Genomic DNA, 17,951 nt, shown 5'->3' with positions numbered 1-17,951 from the left:
AGCTTCACCAAAAACCTTTATAATTACAGGATGTTATCAAGCCTGACTTTTCAAACAGTCTCTAAAGAGTGCCTGTTCCCGGAAAACGACGTTTTCCGAAGCATCTGGGACAAGGCTTTCCCCAAGAGATGTTCATGGTTTTCGGATGTCCCCGGCCCATGACCTTTGTCGGGCATGCAGGGTGTATTGCGCCGTCTGTGTTCCTATATGTCATGGTGATGCGCCGCGATGTCACGTGGCGTCCTTTTTCATGGAAACAAGACAGGCCCCATGCCCGATCCTACCCAAGACCTGTTCGGGGACATGCCGGATATGGCGCGTCCACAGGCCACACCCGCCGGGCGCGTGGAAGAAGGCGCATCACGGCACCGCCCGCTTGCGGATCGCCTGCGGCCCGAAACACTGGATCAGGTCGTGGGGCAGGACCACCTGCTTGGCCCCGAAGGCACGCTGAGCCTGATGCTGCGTCACCACAGTCTGGCCAGCCTGATCCTGTGGGGCGGGCCCGGGGTGGGCAAGACGACCATCGCGCGCCTGCTTGCCCATGCGGCGGGTTTACGCTTTGTGCAGATTTCGGCGGTATTTTCCGGGGTGGCGGACCTTAAGCGCGCGTTCGAGGAGGCCCGCCGCCGGGCTGCCAATGGTGAAGGAACGCTGCTGTTCGTGGACGAAATCCATCGCTTCAACCGCGCGCAGCAGGACGGCTTCCTGCCGGTGGTGGAGGACGGGACCGTGGTGCTGGTTGGCGCCACGACAGAAAATCCGTCCTTTGCGCTGAATGGCGCGCTGCTGTCGCGCTGTCAGGTGCTGGTGCTGCGTCGGCTTGATGATGCGGCACTTGAACAGTTGTTGTGCCGGGCGGAAGGCGAAACGGGGCGCGCCCTGCCGCTGACGGCGCCTGCGCGTGCGACATTGCGCGCCATGGCCGATGGCGATGGGCGTTACCTGCTGAACATGGTTGAACAGATACTGGCGCAGCCGGGCGACATGGTGTTCGACCCGCAATCCCTGTCACGCCTGCTCGCCAGACGTGCGGCATTGTATGACAAGGACCGGGAGGAACATTACAACCTGATTTCCGCGCTGCATAAATCCATGCGCGGGTCTGACCCGGATGCGGCGTTGTACTGGTTCGCCCGGATGCTCGAAGGGGGGGAGGACCCGCGCTATATCGCCCGTCGCCTGACCCGTTTCGCGGCAGAGGATGTCGGCATGGCCGACCCGCAGGCCCTGCCGCTCGCGGTTGCGGCGTGGGAGACGTATGAACGCATGGGCTCGCCCGAAGGTGAACTGGCACTTGCGCAGCTTGTGGTGCATCTGGCGACCGCGCCGAAATCGAACGCGGTCTATGTCGCCTATGGCAAGGCGCGTCAGGCTGCGCGCGCCACCGGCAGCCTGATGCCGCCCGCCCATATCCTCAATGCCCCGACCAGACTGATGAAGGAGATCGGCTATGGCAGGGGGTATGAATATGACCATGATCAGGCGGAGGGGATCTCGGGGCAGAATTACTTTCCTGACGGCATGCGTCGGCCACAATTCTATCGTCCGACGGGGCGTGGATATGAACGTGAAGTCGCGCGACGTCTGGACAGTTGGGGCAGAGTGCGCGAAAGCCGTGGGTCATGAGTGTCGTGACCCTTACCGTCAGTGATGACGAAGCCGATATCCGCCTTGACCGCTGGTTCCGGCGGCATTACCCGCACCTGACGCAGGGGGCGTTGCAAAAGCTGTGCCGCACGGGGCAGATCCGTGTGGATGGCGGTCGTGTGACCACATCGACCCGCCTTGCCCCCGGTCAGGCGGTGCGTGTGCCCCCCATCCCGCAGGCCAGCCGTCCCGCCCCCGTGACGCACCGGACGCTTGACGATCGCCAGGTGCGCGAAATCCGCAAGATGGTCATCTACAGTGATGATCAGGTGATCGTCCTGAACAAGCCCGCAGGCATTGCGGTGCAGGGCGGGCCGGGCATTACCCATCATATTGACGGGCTGCTTGACGGATTGCGTGAACAGCCCGACGACCCGCGCCCGCGCCTTGTCCATCGCATCGACCGTGACACGTCGGGGCTGCTGTTGCTGGCGCGCACGCCCGGGGTCGCGGCAAAGCTTGCCGCGTCCTTTCGCAGCCGCGACGTGCGCAAGGTCTACTGGGCGGTGACGGTGGGCCGTCCCACGCCTGCATCGGGTATCGTGGATCAGCCGCTGACCCGCCTTGGCGCGGGGGCGGGGGCGATCATGGTTGTTGCGGGACGGCGCGACAAGGACGCAGTACATGCGTTGTCGGAATATGAAGTGCTGGACGCGGCGGGACGGAAACTGTCATGGCTGGCGCTGTCGCCGCTGACGGGGCGCACCCATCAGCTTCGTGTGCATTGCGAAGCGCTGGGTACCCCGATCCTCGGCGATCCGAAATATGGCGATGATCGTGCCCATGTCGAAGGTTTCCCCGATCAGTTGCACCTGCATGCCCGTATGCTGGACCTGCCGCATCCGGCGGGTGGGCGGCTGGTGGTGTCGGCGGATCTGCCTGCGCACATGAAGGAGACGTTCCGCCAGCTTGGCTTTACGGCGCCTGCGGCCCCCGCGCCACAGCGCGCATGACGCCGCGGCGGTAATCTCATCGCCGCGATCACGCAACGGGATTGAGCGAATATGGCAAACAGCGCGAATTTACGGCGTGGCCTGCTGGTGTCCGCCGCCGCGATCATCGTGGTGGCGGGCGGGGGCGCTCTGGCGCTACGCGGCATCCTTGACCCGCAGGCCCTGCGGGCGCGTGCCATCGCCGCGATCGAACGGCAGACCGGGCGTGAGGTGACGCTTGGCGCGATGGAGGTGCATGTCTTCCCCGCCGCCATTTCCGTGCATGACATTGCCCTTGCGGACATGAAGGGGGGCGACGGCACGCCGATGTTCAGCGCACGCGCCATGGATGCCAGTGTCGGGCTGATGGCGTTGCTGTATCATCGGATACAGCTTGACAACATCACGCTGGACCATCCCGTGCTGCATCTGCGGCGTGATGCGGATGGGCAGGCCAACTGGCGCATGACCCCCAACAGGGCACAGGCGGCTGACGCCACACCGGCCCCGGTGCGGCCTGTGGCCCCGGCGGCGGGCAACCCGTGGTCGGTGCAACTCGGCAGCCTTCGTGTCAGTGATGCGACCGTGGGGTGGGATGACCGCCTGTCGGGCATGAAGACGCAACTGGCGCTGGGTCATGTCCGGGTTGATGGTCTGAATGGCGCGCGACCGACATTCGATGTGGCAGGCACGCGCGATGGGGCGGCCTTTACCCTGTCGGGGCATACAGGGGCGATTTCCCTGACACATGTGGGGCAGGATGCGAAATGGCCGGTCCATTTCGAACTGGCCTTTGCCGATCATCAACAGCCCGCCGGTCATCTGACGGTCGATGGCACCGTGGCCGACCCGGACCGGGCCAGGGGATATGACCTGAAGCTTGACGGGACCCTTTCGCGGCTGGTGGACCTTGCGCCATGGGTTGGGGGGTATGACCTGCCTGACGCCCGCGATGTTGCGCTGTCATTGCGTATTGTCGATGGCAGCACGCCCGCCGATACGAACATCGTCCCGCTGGTGCAGTCGTTGCATCTGCGCACGGGGGCGTTCGATGCGGGGCATTACCTGACCGGGCTGCGGGTTGGCAGCCTGTCGGTCGATGCCGCCGGACCAAAAGAGACGCTGGCCGTCGCGGGGGCCGGCAACTGGAATGGGCAGGATCTGAAACTCGCGGCGTCCTTCGGGTCGCTGGAACAGGCGGAACATGCCGTCCTGACGCACCTGTCGGACTCGTTGCCGATGTCTGTGGACCTGTCGGGGGCGGCGGGGGCGCTGCGGATCGCGGGGATGCTGGGTGGTTCGCGCGCGGTGGTGAATGTCACGGCATCGGCCGGGCATCTCGCGCTGCCCAATGGCGCAGCACTCGATCACCTGGAGGCGACGACCCACCTTGTCAGCGAGGGGAATGGCGCACGTTTCGCCCTGTCTGACCTCAATATCCGCAGCACCCAGCTTGCGCTGACCGGGACGCTGGATATGAGCGTCCATGGCGGCCATGGTGGCGTCCCGCTGGTCAGTGGCGCGGTCGAGGCAAGCTGGCTTGACCTTGATGCCCTGCGCGGGGGGAATGCCACGGCAAAGGCCGCGCCCGCCACATCGGGCGGCAAACCGGGGGATGACCGCATCGCCTTTGAACGCCTGCGTGACATGGACATGGATGTGCGTTTCAATGTGACGCAGATGGAACTTGCGGGTGATGTCTATCGTCAGGCGCTGATGCATGTCGCCCTGCGTGAAGGGCGGCTGGGCATCGACCCCTTGCAGGCCACGGGCACGGGGCGCAGGGTTTCGGGGCGCCTGTCGGTGGATGCATCGGGGGACATGCCGGTCGTGTCGGGCACCATAGGCACGCTGGTGCTGCCCGCGACATGGATCGAGCAGCACGCGGGCATGCCCATGGCGGTGCAGGGGGCATTCCAGCTTGTGGGGGAGGCGACGGCACGGGGGCATACGGCAACCGAACTGCGCAATACGCTGGACGGGCATATGGGGGCCTCCCTCGTCAATGGCACGATCGACGGCGCGGCGCTGGGTTCGCTGCTGGGGCAGGCGGCGCGGGGCCTGACGGGATCGGGGTCGATCCCGCTGCGTTGCTTCGGGATGCATATGGCGATGGCGAATGGGCGGGCGAATGTCGATACGCTTGGCCTTCAGACCTCCGTACTCAGCATGACGGGGCAGGGCAGTGTGGGTCTTGCATCCTATGCGCTGGATCTGCGTCTTGTGCCGCAGGTGATGATTGGCGGGACGGGGGCATCGGTACCGGTGCGTGTGGGCGGCACGCTGTCCGCGCCCCGTCCGCGCATGGATGCGGGGGCGGACGGGCGCTATGCCATTGGCCTGCTGCTGGGGGATTCATCGGGCAAAAGCACCGTGCCTGACCTGTGCCCCGCGACGCTGAAGGCCGCACGTGAGGGGCAGGCAGGCCCCGAACCCACCGGTGCCGCGCCCCAGCCGACCGGTAATGTGGGCAGTCTGGTGCGCGCGAACCCCAAGGCGGCGCAGAAAATCGACAAGGCGAAAAACCTGCTCAAAGGACTGGGACTGATACATTGACCGATATGACGCAGGATAGCCCGGCCCCGCCGGGGGGGACGGCCGCGCGCAGGCGTTTTTGGGACACCGCAACCGTGGCCCCGCAGGCGGGGGGGGATCAGGCGGGGGGATATACCGTACATCTTGATGGCAGGCCGGTGCGCCTGCCGGGGCGGACATTGCTGGTGGTGCATGCGGATGCGCTGGCCCATGCCCTTGCCGGGGAGTGGGAGCGTGCAGGGGGGGGCGCCAAAGGGGGGCTTTTTACACCGGAGGACCTGCCCCTGACCCGGATCGCGGGCACGATGATCGAACGCATCGCCCCCGACCGGGAGGCTACGGTGACGGCATTGCTGCAATATGCCAACGGGGAACTGCTGTGTTATCGCGCGACGCATCCGGCCACGTTATGTGAACGTCAGGCAGCACAGTGGGCGCCGTGGCTCGACTGGCTGCGGGAGCGGTACGGCATCACGCTGTGCACGACCGAAGGGGTCATGCCCATCACCCAGACGCCAGGGACGCTGGCGGCATTGGGGGATATCCTGCGTGGGTATGACGATGCGACGCTTGCCGCGCTTGGCGTCATGGTGCCCGCGATGAAGAGTCTCGTGCTCGGGATCGCGGTGGTGACGGGGGCGTGCGATGCCGCGCGTGCGGCACAGGTCGCGACACTTGATGAACGCACGCAGATGGAAATCTGGGGCAGTGATGCACAGCAGGAGGCCATGCTGGCAACGTTGGGGCGCGAAGTGGCCGAGGCATCCACTTTCCTCGAACTGGCCCGCAAGGGGTGACGGATAAAAGCTGTTGGTAAAGAGAGTGTTTAAAAACACGCCGTTGATAAAAAACAGGAAAAGTTTTTGGGTGCCTTCTGTCGATCGAAAAGGCGGCGTCTTCTGAAGCTTTTTAGAAAAAAGCTTCACCAAACATCTTTATGATTTCAGGATGTTATCGATCCTGACTTTTCAAACAGTCTTAACGCTTTTCCCAAAAAACATGAAAAAGCGCCGCCTTTCAGGGTGAAAGGCGGCGCCAGACAACTGTTGTGACCTTGATTGGTGGCTTCGTGGGCGTCAGGGCACCAGCACGCTGACGGCGGCGGTGCAGGCAATGCCTTCTTCACGCCCGGTAAAGCCAAGGCGTTCGGACGTCGTCGCCTTGACGGAGATCCGGTCCACCCCGACCTGTAGCAGCTCGGCCAGCCGTTCGCGCATCGCCTGCGCATGCGGCCCGATCTTGGGCCGTTCACAGATCAGCGTCAGGTCGGCATTGATCAGCATGCCGCCGCGCGCGCGGATGCGTTCGCCCGCATGGATCAGGAAGCGTGCGCTGTCGGCATCCTTCCATTCATTCTGGCTGGGTGGGAAGTGGCGACCGATATCCCCTTCGGCCAGCGCGCCATAGATCGCATCGCACAGGGCATGGATGCCGACATCCGCATCCGAATGCCCCGCCAGCCCGCGCGTATGGGGCACGGTGATGCCGCACAGGATCAGGGGACGCCCCTCGGCAAAGGCATGCACGTCATATCCCAGCCCCGTGCGTGGCAGCAGGGTCGGGCCGATCAGGCGTTCCAGGCGCACCAGATCCTCCTTGTAGGTCAGTTTGATATTGTCTTCGGACCCTGCGACGATGGCCACATGATGGCCCGCGGCCTCCAGCAGTGCCGCGTCATCGGTCGCATCCGACGCCGCCGCCCCGCGATGCAGATCACGCAGCAGGTTGAAACGGAATCCCTGTGGCGTCTGTGCGCGATAAAGGTCGGTGCGCGGCACGGTGTCGGTGATGATGCCGTCCCGCGCGCGCTTGATCGTATCGGCAACGGGCACGCCGGGAATGGCGCCTGCGTGGGCGGACAGCGCGTCGATGACCGCGCGCGTGACATCGGCGGGGACATAGGGGCGTGCGCCATCATGGATCAGCACGAGGTCCGGCCTTTCCCCCACCGGCAGGCGGTCCAGCGCCTCGAGTCCGGCGCGCACGCTTTCCTGTCGTGTCTCCCCGCCGGGGACGCATTCCAGGATGGCGCACCCGTTCGGGGTGGCGTCATCCGTGGCGGACAGGCCCGACAGCGCATCGTCAAGCGACGCGCGCTCGCCCACGGGCTGGAGGATCTGGACATGCGGGATCAGGGCATCCGCGGCATGGCGGATGACGGGCCTGCCGCCGAGCGTCAGATACTGCTTGGCGACGGGGGACGCGGTCTGGGCGCTGAAACGGCGGCCCTGACCTGCGGCAAGGAGGATGGCTGCAACACGCATGGTCGGCAGGAATGCGGCCATGTTGCGCCGACGTCAAGCATCATGGCCGCCAATTTCGTTCCCCGGACGCATTATCATCAATTGCGTGATGGAAACGGAAAAGGTATTCTGCCTAAATCATAAGCATTGTGGTGTGTGGACGGCGGGGTATGTCCCGGGCGGTGACGGCTGGCGTCGCGTCTGGTGCGCGTAAATGGCGTGCGGGTGGGCAGGCCGCCGGGGAAAGCGGATTTTTGATGTCATCTGAACTGTTGTCGCCGATTGATCTGGGAAATGGCATCGTCCTTGACGTGCCGGTGATCCTGGCCCCGATGTCCGGTGTGACCGACCTGCCGTTCCGGCGTCTGGCGCGGCGTCTGGGCGCGGGGCTGGTGGTATCGGAAATGATCGCATCATGGGCGATGGTGCGCGAAAACAGCAACACCCTGCGCATGGCGGAGGTCGCGGGCGATGGCCTCAATGCCGTGCAGTTGGCCGGGTGCGACCCCGATGCGATGGCGCAGGCCGCACGCATTGCGGTGGATCGCGGCGCGAACCTGATCGACATCAATTTCGGCTGTCCGGTCAAGAAGGTGGCCGTGGGGCAGCAGGCGGGCTCCGCCCTGATGCGGGACGAGGCGCTGGCCGCGCGGCTGCTCGCCACCGTCGTGCGCGCGGTGGACGTGCCCGTCACGCTCAAGATGCGCATGGGCTGGGATCATGACAGCCTCAACGCGCCCACGCTGGCACGCATCGCGCAGGAGGCGGGCATCCGCATGGTGACGGTCCATGGCCGCACCCGCCAGCAGTTTTATAACGGCACGGCGGACTGGCGTTTCGTGCGCCGGGTGAAGGAGGCGATCGACCTGCCGGTGATCGTCAATGGCGATATCCTGACGGTCGGTGATGCACGCGAGGCCCTGGCGCAGTCGGGTGCTGACGGGGTGATGATCGGGCGTGGCTGTTATGGCCGCCCGTGGTTCCCGGCACAGGTGGGGGCGGCGCTGACGCGCGGTGTTATCGTCGATGAACCCGATCTGGCGACGGAAAAGGATATCGTCCTGGAACATTACACCATGATGGTGGAACATTTCGGCGCGCATCCCGGCCTGCGTCTGGCGCGCAAGCATGTGTCGTGGTACTCCGCCGGCCTGCCGGATTCGGCCGGGTTCCGGGCTGCGGTCAACCGTGTCGATACGGTTGATGCCGCATTGTCGATGATCGGGGAATTCTATGACCGCCAGATCGCGGCCGGGCATGTGCGTGGTCCACGCCCGTCCACCACCGGCGCGGAGTGCGGCCCCGGGCCAAGCGCACGCGCGGCATGACGGGGCAGGCGAGCCCACCTGTCTGTACGCCCGCAACCGTTACCGGCGCAGGCCGCATCGTCCTTGATGCGTTGCCACTGCCGGTCATGGTGGTGGGGGATGGCATGATGATCCATTACGTCAACGCCGCCGCCGAACCGTTCCTGGGCATGTCGCGCACCCATCTGGTGCAGATGCGCCTTACAGATATCATCCCCTCCGACCATCCTGTCTTCTTGCTGATCGAGCAGGTGCGCGACCATGGGCAGACCGTGGTGGAACACGAAGTCACGCTGGAGGGGCCGCGCCTGCACCGCGAGGGCGTGACCGTGCAGGGCGCCTCGTTGATGGAGGAGCCGGGGTCGGTCGTCCTTACGTTCCACGATTCCTCGGCCGCGCGTGTGCTGGATCGGCAACTGACCTTTCGTTCCGCCGCCCGCAGTGTGGCGGGAATGGCCGCAATCCTTGCGCATGAGGTCAAGAACCCGCTGTCGGGCATCCGTGGCGCGGCGCAGCTTCTGGAAAGTTCGGTGGGGGAGGCGGACCGCGAACTTGCGGTCCTGATCCAGGACGAGGTCAACCGCATCCGCGATCTTGTTGACCGTATGGACATGTTCAGCGACAAGCCGATCGAACGCCGTCCCGTCAATATCCACCGTGTCCTTGAACATGTCCGCCGCCTTGCACAGCAGGGATTTGCCGCCGACATCCGCTTTGAGGAGGTTTATGACCCCTCGCTTCCGCCGGTGTGGGGCAATCGCGACCAATTGGTGCAGGTGCTGCTCAACCTCGTGAAGAACGCGGCGGAGGCGCTGCATGGCCCGGATGCGCGGCCCGATGCGCAGATCACGCTGAGCACAAGCTATCGTCCCGGTATCTGGGTTTCCACGGTGGGCGGCAAGCGCAGGGTGCAGCTGCCGCTGCTGGTATCGGTGCGGGACAACGGACCGGGTATTCCAGAAAATATCCGCCCCCACCTGTTCGAGCCCTTCCTGACCACCAAGACCAGTGGCAGTGGGCTGGGTCTGGCGCTGGCGGGCAAGATCGTGGGGGACCATGGTGGCGTCATCGAGGTTGAAAGCCGCCCGGGCCAGACGGATGTGCTGCTGCACCTGCCGGTGGTGGCCGAAGACCGCGACATGCCGTAAGGGGCGGTGTCGTTTTTCCTGACCTGTTACGAACATCTGCCCGTGATATCCGCCCATGCCCGGCGGCCCCTGCATCCGGGCGATCAAGAAGCTGAAAGATTGTAAAGCCGTCATGTCGCTGCCGACCATCCTTGTTGCCGATGATGACCGTTCGATACGCACCGTGCTCAGTCAGGCATTGGGGCGTGCCGGATATCAGGTCCGGGCCACGGCCCATGCCTCCACCTTGTGGCAGTGGGTGGAGGAAGGTGAAGGCGACCTTGTCATTACCGATGTCGTGATGCCCGACCTCAACGGCCTCGACCTGATCCCGCGCATCCGCCGTATCCGGCCCGACCTGCGTGTCGTGGTCATGAGCGCGCAGTCAACGCTGACGACGGCGGTACAGGCGACGCAGCGCGGGGCGTTCGAATACCTGCCCAAGCCGTTCGATCTGAAGGAAGTCCTGGCGGTGGTTGCGCGCGCGCTGGCCGCACCCGCCAGCGTCGTGCCCGCGGCCGCCACGGCCCAGCCGGAGGAGCAGATGCCCCTGATCGGGCGGTCGGTGGTGATGCAGGATATCTATCGCATTATCGCGCGGCTGACGACGTCGGACCTGACGGTCATGATCTCGGGCGAGAGCGGGACGGGCAAGGAACTGGTGGCGCGTGCGCTGCATGAATATGGCCGCCGCCGCGCCGGGCCGTTCGTTGCGATCAACATGGCCGCCGTTCCGCGCGACCTGATTGAAAGCGAGCTGTTCGGCCATGAACGCGGCGCATTCCCCGGTGCGACCAGCCGTGTCGCCGGGCGTTTTGAACAGGCCGCTGGCGGCACGCTGTTCCTTGATGAAATCGGCGACATGCCGCCCGAGGCGCAGACGCGGCTGTTACGCGTGTTGCAGGATGGGGAGTTCACGACGGTGGGCGGTGTGCAGCCGGTGCAGGCCAATGTGCGCATCATCGCCGCCACCCATCGCGACCTGCGCCAGGCGATCCGCGCCGGTACTTTCCGCGAGGACCTGTACTATCGCCTTAACGTCGTGCCGATGCGCCTGCCGCCGCTGCGTGAACGGGTGGAGGATATTCCCCTGCTGGCGCGGCATTTCCTCAATGCCTGTCAGGAGGAGGGGACCCCTGCAAAGATGCTGGATGACGCGGCCATGGCACCGTTGCAGGCCTATCGCTGGCCGGGGAATGTGCGCGAACTTGAAAACCTGATGCGCAGGCTCAGCGCGCTGTATCCGCAAGAAACGCTTGGCGCGGATCTGGTGGAGCATGAGCTGGAGGAAGCGCAGGCCATGTCCACCCCGGCGACAGAGGTTGCCGCGCGTGATAACGAAACGCTGTCGGATGCGGTGGGACGGCATATCCGCCATTTCCTCGATACCGGACAGGACGGGATGCCGCTGCATGACATTTATGACAAGGTGATCGCAGAGGTTGAACGCCCGCTCATCACCATGACGCTGTCGGCCACACGCGGCAACCAGATCAAGGCGGCGGCGATGCTGGGCCTGAATCGCAATACGTTGCGCAAGAAGATACGTGACCTTGATATCCCCGTCGTGCGTGGTGGTGGCTGACCCATGGCGCGAACGGGTGGTGACCTCAACGGCGCGCATGGTCTGGTGCGACGCGGGCTGGACCTGCTGGTGCGGCGTAATGTCTCGCTCCTGCTGGTGCTGCTGGCGCTGTGCCTGGGGGGGGCGACGTTTGTCGTGCTGTCGGGGGGGATGTCGCTTGCGCGCCATCCACAGATCGAGGCGCTGATCTTCATCCTTAATTTCCTCGTCCTGCTTCTGCTGGCGACTGCGCTGACGGAACAGGTGGGGCGGATGCTGGCCGAACGGCGCAGCGGGCTGGCGGGGGCGCGGCTGCATGTGCGGCTGATGACGCTGTTCGGGATTGTCGCGGTCGCGCCGACCATTGTCGTGGGCGTGTTCGCGGCCATCTTCTTCCATTATGGCATCCAGATCTGGTTCAGCGACCGCGTCAATACCGCCCTGAACGAAGCGCTTGAGGCGTCGCGCGGCTATCTGCAGGAACATAACGCCAATATCCGTACCGAGGCGTTTTCGCTGGCGAACTACCTTGTCAGCGCGCAAAGCGGGCTGATGGGCAACGGTACCGACCTGATGCGCGATCCCGACTCGCTGGGGCAGATACTGGATTCGCAGGCGACGTTGCGCGGCCTGAACATGGCCGTCATCTATGACCCGTTCACGAACACCGTGGTCGCATCAGGTGGCCTGATGGGGCATTCCGGATACCGGCAGGACCTGCCGCCGCCCGCCGCCACCCTGATGGCGCGGACAAATGACATCGCCATCCTTGACTCCCCCGATGAAAAGACGGTGCGCGCCGTCATTTCTCTGGGCGATACACCGCCGCTTATGCTGATGATCTCCCGCCCCGTTGACCCCGACATCCTGGGGCATATGCGCAAGACCGAAGGTGTGGTCAGCGATTACCAGCGCCTTAATCGCAACCGTGCGAAGATCCAGTTTACCTTTGTCCTGATCTTCGCGCTTGTCGCGATTCTGGTGCTGGGGGCGGCGATCCTGATCGGGCTGGTGCTGGCGACACAGATCGTGCGTCCCCTCAGCCTGCTGATCCTTGCTTCCGAACGGGTCAGCCGGGGCGACCTTGCCTCCCACGTGCCCGAAGGCGATGGCGATGATGAGGTCTCCAGCCTGTCACGTGCATTCAACCGCATGACCGATCAGCTTTCGACCCAGCGTACCGAACTGATGAACGCCTCCACCCAGATCAACGAACGTCGCCGCTTTACCGAAGCTGTGCTGTCCGGGGTGTCGGCAGGGGTGATCGGCCTCGATTCCCATCAGGTCATCGAACTGCCCAATCGTGCGGCCAGCGTGCTGTTGCACCGCGACCTCAATGACGCGGTGGGCGCGCGGCTGGTGGATGTGGTGCCGGAATTCGCCCCCCTGCTGGAACTGGTGGCCAAGGGGGTGAACCGCGAACTGACGGACGAGGTGCATGTTGTCGCGGGCACGCGGTCCTGCACGTTGCTGGTGCGGATCGGCGCGGAAATGCAGGGGAGTGTGACCGGCGACGTGGCGGATGGCTATGTCGTGACGTTCGATGACATCACCGCCCTGCAGGTGGCGCAGCGCAAGGCGGCGTGGGCGGACGTTGCGCGTCGCATCGCGCATGAAATCAAGAATCCCCTGACGCCCATACAGCTTGCGGCGGAGCGGCTGAAGCGGCGGTTCCTGCGTGAAATCGCATCTGATCCGGACACATTTTCGCAATGCGTGGACACGATCGTGCGACATGTGGGGGATATCGGGCGCATGGTGGATGAATTTTCCGCGTTCGCACGCATGCCGCAACCGGTGATGCGCGACGAGGATTTTTCGCGCATCGTCCGTGAAACCCTGATCCTGCAACGCAGCGCGCATCCTGAAATCCGTTATGTGGTCAACCTGCCCGATCGTGGGCCAAAGGTCGAATGCGACCGCCGCCTGATCGGGCAGGCGCTGACAAACCTTTTGCAGAATGCCGCCGACGCCATTGCCATGCGTCCCAAAGAAGGGGATGCTGTGCAAGAGGGTGAGGGTATTGCCGGGACGATCCGCCTCGACCTGTCATGCGGGCAGGGGGTCGTGCGCCTTGCTGTCACGGATGACGGGATCGGGTTGCCGGTGGAAGACCGCACCCGACTGACGGAGCCCTATGTGACGCACAAGCCCAAAGGAACGGGGCTGGGTCTTGCAATCGTCAAGAAGATTCTGGAAGACCATGGGGGCAGTGTAGGTCTAGAAGATTGTCCCGAAGGTAGGGGAGCTGTTTCGACGTTGATTTTGCCGATAAAGGACGACCATGGGACATGAAATCCTGATCGTCGATGACGAGCCTGACATAAGGCTGCTTATCGAGGGAATCCTGAGCGACGAGGGATACGAGACACGGCTGGCAGGGGATGCCGATTCCGCCATCAGCGCCTTTCGCGAACGCCGTCCGTCGCTTGTTATCCTTGATGTATGGCTGCAGGGATCACGCCTTGACGGGCTTGGCATCCTGAATGTCTTCCACAAGGAAGAACCCTCCGTGCCGGTTGTCATGATCTCCGGTCATGGCACGATCGAGACCGCGGTGGCGGCGCTTCAGCACGGGGCGTACGATTTTATCGAAAAACCCTTTCAGTCCGATCGCCTGCTTGTGGTGGTCCGCCGTGCGCTGGAGGCGTCGCGCCTTGCGCGTGAAAACGCTGAACTGCGCCTGCGTGCAGGGTCGGAGGCGATGCTTGACGGGCGCAGTGCTGCAATCGTCGCGGTGCGCAACCAGATCGACCGTGTGGCGCCCACCGGGTCGCGCGTGCTGATTTCCGGGGCCGCGGGCGCGGGCAAGGAAGTGGCCGCGCGCATGATCCATGCCAGTTCGCGCCGTGCCGAAGGGCCGTTCATTGTCCTGAACTGCGCAACGCTTGCCCCCGGTCGGTTTGAGGAGGAATTGTTCGGTATCGAAGGAACCGACGATGGGGCGGGGCGTCGTACCGGCGTGCTGGAACGTGCCCATGGTGGGACGCTGGTGCTGGACGAGGTCTCTGACATGCCGCTGGAGACACAGGGCAAGATCGTGCGCGCCCTGCAGGACCAGACGTTCGAACGCCTGGGCGGGTCACGCCGGGTGAAGGTGGACGTACGTGTCCTGGCGACGACGAATCGTGACCTTCAGGCCGAAATTTCGGCCGGTCGTTTCCGCGAGGATCTGTACTACCGCCTTGCCGTCGTGCCGTTGCGTGTGCCGGGCCTGCGTGAACGGCGCGAGGATATTCCCGACCTTGCGCGGCTGTTCCTGCGCCGGGCGGCGGAAAATGCGGGCCTGCCGCTGCGTGAACTGTCGGGAGATGCGATTGCGGCCCTGCAGAATTACGAATGGCCGGGCAATGTGCGTGAACTGCGCAACCTGATGGAACGCCTGCTGATCATGATGCCGGGCACCGGGACAGACCCGATCCGCGCGGACATGCTGCCGTCCGGCGTGGGGGAAGGTGCGCCGGCATTGTTGAAATTCGATTCCGACGAGGATGTGATGGGCCTGCCCCTGCGTGAGGCGCGTGACCTGTTCGAAACCCAGTACCTGCAGGCCCAGCTCTTGCGCTTTGGTGGAAACATCAGCCGTACTGCGGGGTTTGTCGGCATGGAACGCAGTGCCCTGCATCGGAAGCTCAAGCAGCTTGGCGTGACATCGGAAGATCGCAACCCGGCCTGAGATTTTGCCCGATGAACGCATGCCTGCTAAACAATGAACCGTGATACGGACGGTGGCAACGCCGTAGCATGGACATGGGGGCACCCATGTTCTGTGAACCGCCCAACAGCAACAAAGTAAGGCCCAGCCGTGGCAAAAGACCCTTCGCAGAACGTTCAGGATGTCTTCTTGAACCATGTCCGTCGATCCAAGACCCCTGTTACGATTTTCCTTGTGAATGGCGTAAAGCTGCAGGGAATCATCACGTGGTTCGACAATTTTTCCGTCCTGTTGCGCCGTGATGGGCATACGCAGCTTGTATACAAGCACGCGATCAGCACGGTGATGCCTGCAACCCCCGTCACCCTGTTCGAACCGCCCGCCGCAGAAGGCGAGGATGTTGCGCCCATGGCCGGTAGTGGCGAATTCCTGTGACATCGGCCCCTGGACCGGTCATGACGCGCGCAGCCGTCATCCTGCCATGGGAACGTCCCGACAGGCAGGATGAAAGCCGCGCCGCCGAAGCCCGCCTCGAAGAGGCCGTGGGGCTTGCCGCTTCCATCGGGCTTGTCATCATCTGCAAGGCGGTTCTGCTGTTGCGTGCGCGCCGTCCCGCCACCCTGCTGGGCAGTGGACAGGTCGAGTCGCTGCATGCGACGGTCCGGGCGGACAACATTACCGTCGTTATTATCGATTCCCGCCTGACCCCGGTGCAGCAGCGTAACCTTGAACGCGCGCTGGGGTGCAAGGTCATCGACCGTACGGCCCTGATCCTCGACATCTTTGGCGAACGCGCCGCGACAAAGGAAGGCTCGCTTCAGGTCGAGCTTGCGCATCTTGAATATCAGCGCAGCCGCCTTGTGCGCACATGGACCCATCTGGAACGCCAGCGCGGTGGCTTCGGCTTCCTCGGCGGTCCCGGCGAAACACAGATCGAGGCCGATCGCCGCATGATCGGCGACCGTATCGTCCGCCTGAAGCGTGAACTGGAACAGGTGCGCCGCACGCGTGGCCTGCACCGGCAGGCGCGCAGGCGGGTGCCGTTCCCCGTGGTGGCGCTGGTGGGGTATACCAATGCGGGAAAATCGACGCTGTTCAACGCCCTGACCGGGGCCAGCGTCTATGCGCAGGACCAGCTCTTTGCGACACTTGATCCCACGATGCGCGGCATCCGCCTGCCATCTGGGCGCCAGATCATCCTGTCGGACACTGTGGGGTTCATCAGCGACCTGCCAACCGAACTGATCGCCGCCTTCCGCGCGACGCTGGAGGAGGTGGCGGAGGCCGACATCATCCTGCATGTTCGTGATGCCTCCCACCCCGAAACGTCGGCACAGCGTGCCGATGTGGTCGAGGTGCTCGAAGGCATGGCCCATAGCGGGACGATCGAACCCGACTGGCAATCACGCGTGATCGAGGTGCTGAACAAGGCCGACCTGATGGGCGGGCGCGACGCAGTGGGCGCACGTCCCGGCGCGATCGTCATTTCCGCCATTACCGGTGATGGCCTGCCTGACCTTTTGGCGGCGATTGATGAACGCCTGACCCATGCGATGGAACTGGTGCGTTATCGCGTGCCCCTGTCCGATGGTGCGGCGATGGCGTGGCTGTATGAACATGGCGAGGTGGTCGAACGTACCGACCATGAGGACGGGGTGGACATGCATGTGCGCCTGTCACCTGCCAACCGCGCCCGTTTCGAAATGCAGCACGCCACCGGGATTACCTGTCTGGACAGTTGAGAGACCGTTCCAGGTCAAGGGATTGATAACAGGGAAATAACCCTTCCGGTATCACCGTCGAAGCGTGTGCATGGTGGTCGTGGCGGGATGTGTTTCATGTTTTCCTTTTCCGTGCTGATGACCGTTGTGTGACTGGCATGGGGGTGGCGTCGTGGTGATGACGGGGCCAAGACTGTCACGCACATCATGGGTGGAAGCACGGAGGAGCGGGGCAATGACGGACCGGATTGGTATCGCGGATATGGAAGTGATCCTCGGCCTGATGCGCGATGCGGCGCGCGACGAGGTCATGTCGCGTTTCCGGCGGTTGGGGCATGCGGACATCCGTGCCAAGACATCCGCGCTGGATGTCGTGACCGCTGCGGACGAAGCCGCTGAACACGTCATTACCCGTGCCCTGCATGACCTGTATCCCGATGCCCTGATCGTGGGGGAAGAGGCGGTGGCCACCCGGCCCACGCTTTTGTCGGGGCTGGGGGATGCGGAACTTGCCTTTGTGATCGACCCGATTGATGGCACCGCCAATTATGCCGCCGGTGTCCCGTTATTTGGCGTCATGGTGTCTGCTGTTGCACGGGGGGAGGTCGTTGGTGGCGTGATCCTTGATCCCGTGTGCGATATCGCGGCGGTTGCCGCGCGGGGGCATGGGGCGTGGCTGCATGACCGCGATGGCGGGCGGCAGGTGATGCGTGTGGCGCCCGCCGTTCCCCCGGCACAGATGTCAGGCAATGCGTCATGGCGCTATCTTGCGCCGGAGCAGCGCGACGCGGTCGCGCGCAACCTGCCGCGTGTCATGGGGTCATGGGATTTCCGTTGCGCCGCACATGAATATCTGATGCTGGTCGATGGGAAATGCCATTTCCTGCTGTTCAACCGCACCATGCCATGGGACCATCTGGCGGGGTGGCTGATCCATCGGGAAGCGGGTGGGTATGCCGCGCATTTCGATGGGTCCGCCTATCGCGTGACGGACCGTGATGGGGGGCTGCTTTACGCCCCGGACCGCGCAAGCTGGCATGCCCTGCGCGACCTGTTATTCAGCGCGGCGGATTGAAACCGTCCCCCCGAAAGCATGGCCGTAAACGCTTTATCCGATTTTTCCCTGGAAAGATGATCGCAAAGAACATAAGAGACTGTCTGAAGCGTCAGGCGCAATAACATCCTGAAATCATAAAGGTTTTTGGTGAAGCTTTTTC

The 17,951-nt window shown here is 63.9% G+C and carries 13 protein-coding genes; 12 read left to right on the top strand and 1 reads right to left on the bottom strand.

Features of this window, described 5'->3' with window-relative positions; all coding sequences use genetic code 11:
• Window positions 1-270: 270 nt before the first annotated feature.
• The 4 genes from B7G66_RS01520 to B7G66_RS01505 are packed head-to-tail and all read left to right on the top strand — an operon-like array spanning window position 271 to window position 5,914.
• The gene (locus B7G66_RS01520) at window positions 271-1,629 is read left to right on the top strand and encodes a replication-associated recombination protein A (RefSeq protein WP_040511540.1); all 1,359 of its coding nucleotides are present in this window, start codon (window positions 271-273) and stop codon (window positions 1,627-1,629) included.
• Window positions 1,626-2,603: an RluA family pseudouridine synthase gene (locus B7G66_RS01515; protein WP_003617948.1), complete on the top strand. Its 978-nt coding sequence runs from the start codon at window positions 1,626-1,628 to the stop codon at window positions 2,601-2,603. The genes B7G66_RS01520 and B7G66_RS01515 overlap by 4 nt, the downstream gene beginning before the upstream one ends.
• 51 nt (window positions 2,604-2,654) lie before the next feature.
• Window positions 2,655-5,138, top strand: a complete 2,484-nt coding sequence (locus B7G66_RS01510) for an AsmA family protein (RefSeq protein WP_003617949.1) — start codon at window positions 2,655-2,657, stop codon at window positions 5,136-5,138.
• Between the two features lie 5 nt (window positions 5,139-5,143).
• Window positions 5,144-5,914 (top strand): ATP12 family chaperone protein, encoded by a 771-nt coding sequence (locus B7G66_RS01505; RefSeq protein ID WP_040511541.1) that lies wholly within the window; start codon window positions 5,144-5,146, stop codon window positions 5,912-5,914.
• 279 nt (window positions 5,915-6,193) lie between these two features.
• Here B7G66_RS01505 and ispF read toward each other — a convergent pair whose 3' ends face one another.
• Entirely contained in the window at window positions 6,194-7,381 is a 1,188-nt protein-coding gene (gene ispF, locus B7G66_RS01500; RefSeq protein WP_040511542.1) for a 2-C-methyl-D-erythritol 2,4-cyclodiphosphate synthase, read from the bottom strand.
• 236 nt (window positions 7,382-7,617) lie between these two features.
• Between ispF and dusB the strand changes: the two genes are divergently transcribed.
• The 8 genes from dusB (at window position 7,618) to B7G66_RS01460 (ending at window position 17,809) form a co-directional block, all read left to right on the top strand.
• Complete coding sequence (gene dusB, locus B7G66_RS01495; RefSeq protein WP_040511543.1) at window positions 7,618-8,688, top strand: tRNA dihydrouridine synthase DusB; 1,071 nt, start codon at window positions 7,618-7,620, stop codon at window positions 8,686-8,688.
• The gene (locus B7G66_RS01490; RefSeq protein WP_040511545.1) at window positions 8,685-9,815 is read left to right on the top strand and encodes a two-component system sensor histidine kinase NtrB; all 1,131 of its coding nucleotides are present in this window, start codon (window positions 8,685-8,687) and stop codon (window positions 9,813-9,815) included. Before dusB ends, B7G66_RS01490 begins: the two co-directional genes overlap by 4 nt.
• A gap of 112 nt (window positions 9,816-9,927) precedes the next feature.
• The gene (gene ntrC, locus B7G66_RS01485) at window positions 9,928-11,379 is read left to right on the top strand and encodes a nitrogen regulation protein NR(I) (protein WP_040511547.1); all 1,452 of its coding nucleotides are present in this window, start codon (window positions 9,928-9,930) and stop codon (window positions 11,377-11,379) included.
• Window positions 11,380-11,382: 3 nt separating this feature from the next.
• Window positions 11,383-13,653, top strand: a complete 2,271-nt coding sequence (locus B7G66_RS01480; protein ID WP_080937625.1) for a sensor histidine kinase NtrY-like — start codon at window positions 11,383-11,385, stop codon at window positions 13,651-13,653.
• On the top strand, window positions 13,643-15,034 hold the full coding sequence (gene ntrX / locus B7G66_RS01475) for a nitrogen assimilation response regulator NtrX (protein WP_003617957.1): 1,392 nt from the start codon (window positions 13,643-13,645) through the stop codon (window positions 15,032-15,034). The genes B7G66_RS01480 and ntrX overlap by 11 nt, the downstream gene beginning before the upstream one ends.
• Before the next feature lie 129 nt (window positions 15,035-15,163).
• On the top strand, window positions 15,164-15,448 hold the full coding sequence (gene hfq, locus B7G66_RS01470) for an RNA chaperone Hfq (RefSeq protein WP_040510463.1): 285 nt from the start codon (window positions 15,164-15,166) through the stop codon (window positions 15,446-15,448).
• A gap of 20 nt (window positions 15,449-15,468) precedes the next feature.
• The gene (gene hflX / locus B7G66_RS01465) at window positions 15,469-16,755 is read left to right on the top strand and encodes a GTPase HflX (protein ID WP_174805745.1); all 1,287 of its coding nucleotides are present in this window, start codon (window positions 15,469-15,471) and stop codon (window positions 16,753-16,755) included.
• 214 nt (window positions 16,756-16,969) lie between these two features.
• A complete protein-coding gene (locus B7G66_RS01460) occupies window positions 16,970-17,809 on the top strand; it encodes an inositol monophosphatase family protein (protein ID WP_003617960.1) in 840 nt (279 codons plus the stop codon).
• Window positions 17,810-17,951 lie beyond the last annotated feature (142 nt).

This window comes from Novacetimonas hansenii JCM 7643 (assembly GCF_000964405.1).
Taxonomy (GTDB): Bacteria; Pseudomonadota; Alphaproteobacteria; order Acetobacterales; family Acetobacteraceae; genus Novacetimonas; species Novacetimonas hansenii.
This window is presented reverse-complemented; position numbering and strand designations above follow the sequence as displayed.

Bases quoted from the DNA above. Each gene is read 5' to 3' on its own strand.
- B7G66_RS01520 (WP_040511540.1), top strand. From the start codon at position 271: ATGCCCGATCCTACCCAAGACCTGTTCGGGGACATGCCGGATATGGCG.
- B7G66_RS01515 (WP_003617948.1), top strand. From the start codon at position 1,626: ATGAGTGTCGTGACCCTTACCGTCAGTGATGACGAAGCCGATATCCGC.
- B7G66_RS01510 (WP_003617949.1), top strand. From the start codon at position 2,655: ATGGCAAACAGCGCGAATTTACGGCGTGGCCTGCTGGTGTCCGCCGCC.
- B7G66_RS01505 (WP_040511541.1), top strand. From the start codon at position 5,144: ATGACGCAGGATAGCCCGGCCCCGCCGGGGGGGACGGCCGCGCGCAGG.
- ispF (WP_040511542.1), bottom strand. From the start codon at position 7,381: ATGCGTGTTGCAGCCATCCTCCTTGCCGCAGGTCAGGGCCGCCGTTTC.
- dusB (WP_040511543.1), top strand. From the start codon at position 7,618: ATGTCATCTGAACTGTTGTCGCCGATTGATCTGGGAAATGGCATCGTC.
- B7G66_RS01490 (WP_040511545.1), top strand. From the start codon at position 8,685: ATGACGGGGCAGGCGAGCCCACCTGTCTGTACGCCCGCAACCGTTACC.
- ntrC (WP_040511547.1), top strand. From the start codon at position 9,928: ATGTCGCTGCCGACCATCCTTGTTGCCGATGATGACCGTTCGATACGC.
- B7G66_RS01480 (WP_080937625.1), top strand. From the start codon at position 11,383: ATGGCGCGAACGGGTGGTGACCTCAACGGCGCGCATGGTCTGGTGCGA.
- ntrX (WP_003617957.1), top strand. From the start codon at position 13,643: ATGGGACATGAAATCCTGATCGTCGATGACGAGCCTGACATAAGGCTG.
- hflX (WP_174805745.1), top strand. From the start codon at position 15,469: ATGACGCGCGCAGCCGTCATCCTGCCATGGGAACGTCCCGACAGGCAG.
- B7G66_RS01460 (WP_003617960.1), top strand. From the start codon at position 16,970: ATGACGGACCGGATTGGTATCGCGGATATGGAAGTGATCCTCGGCCTG.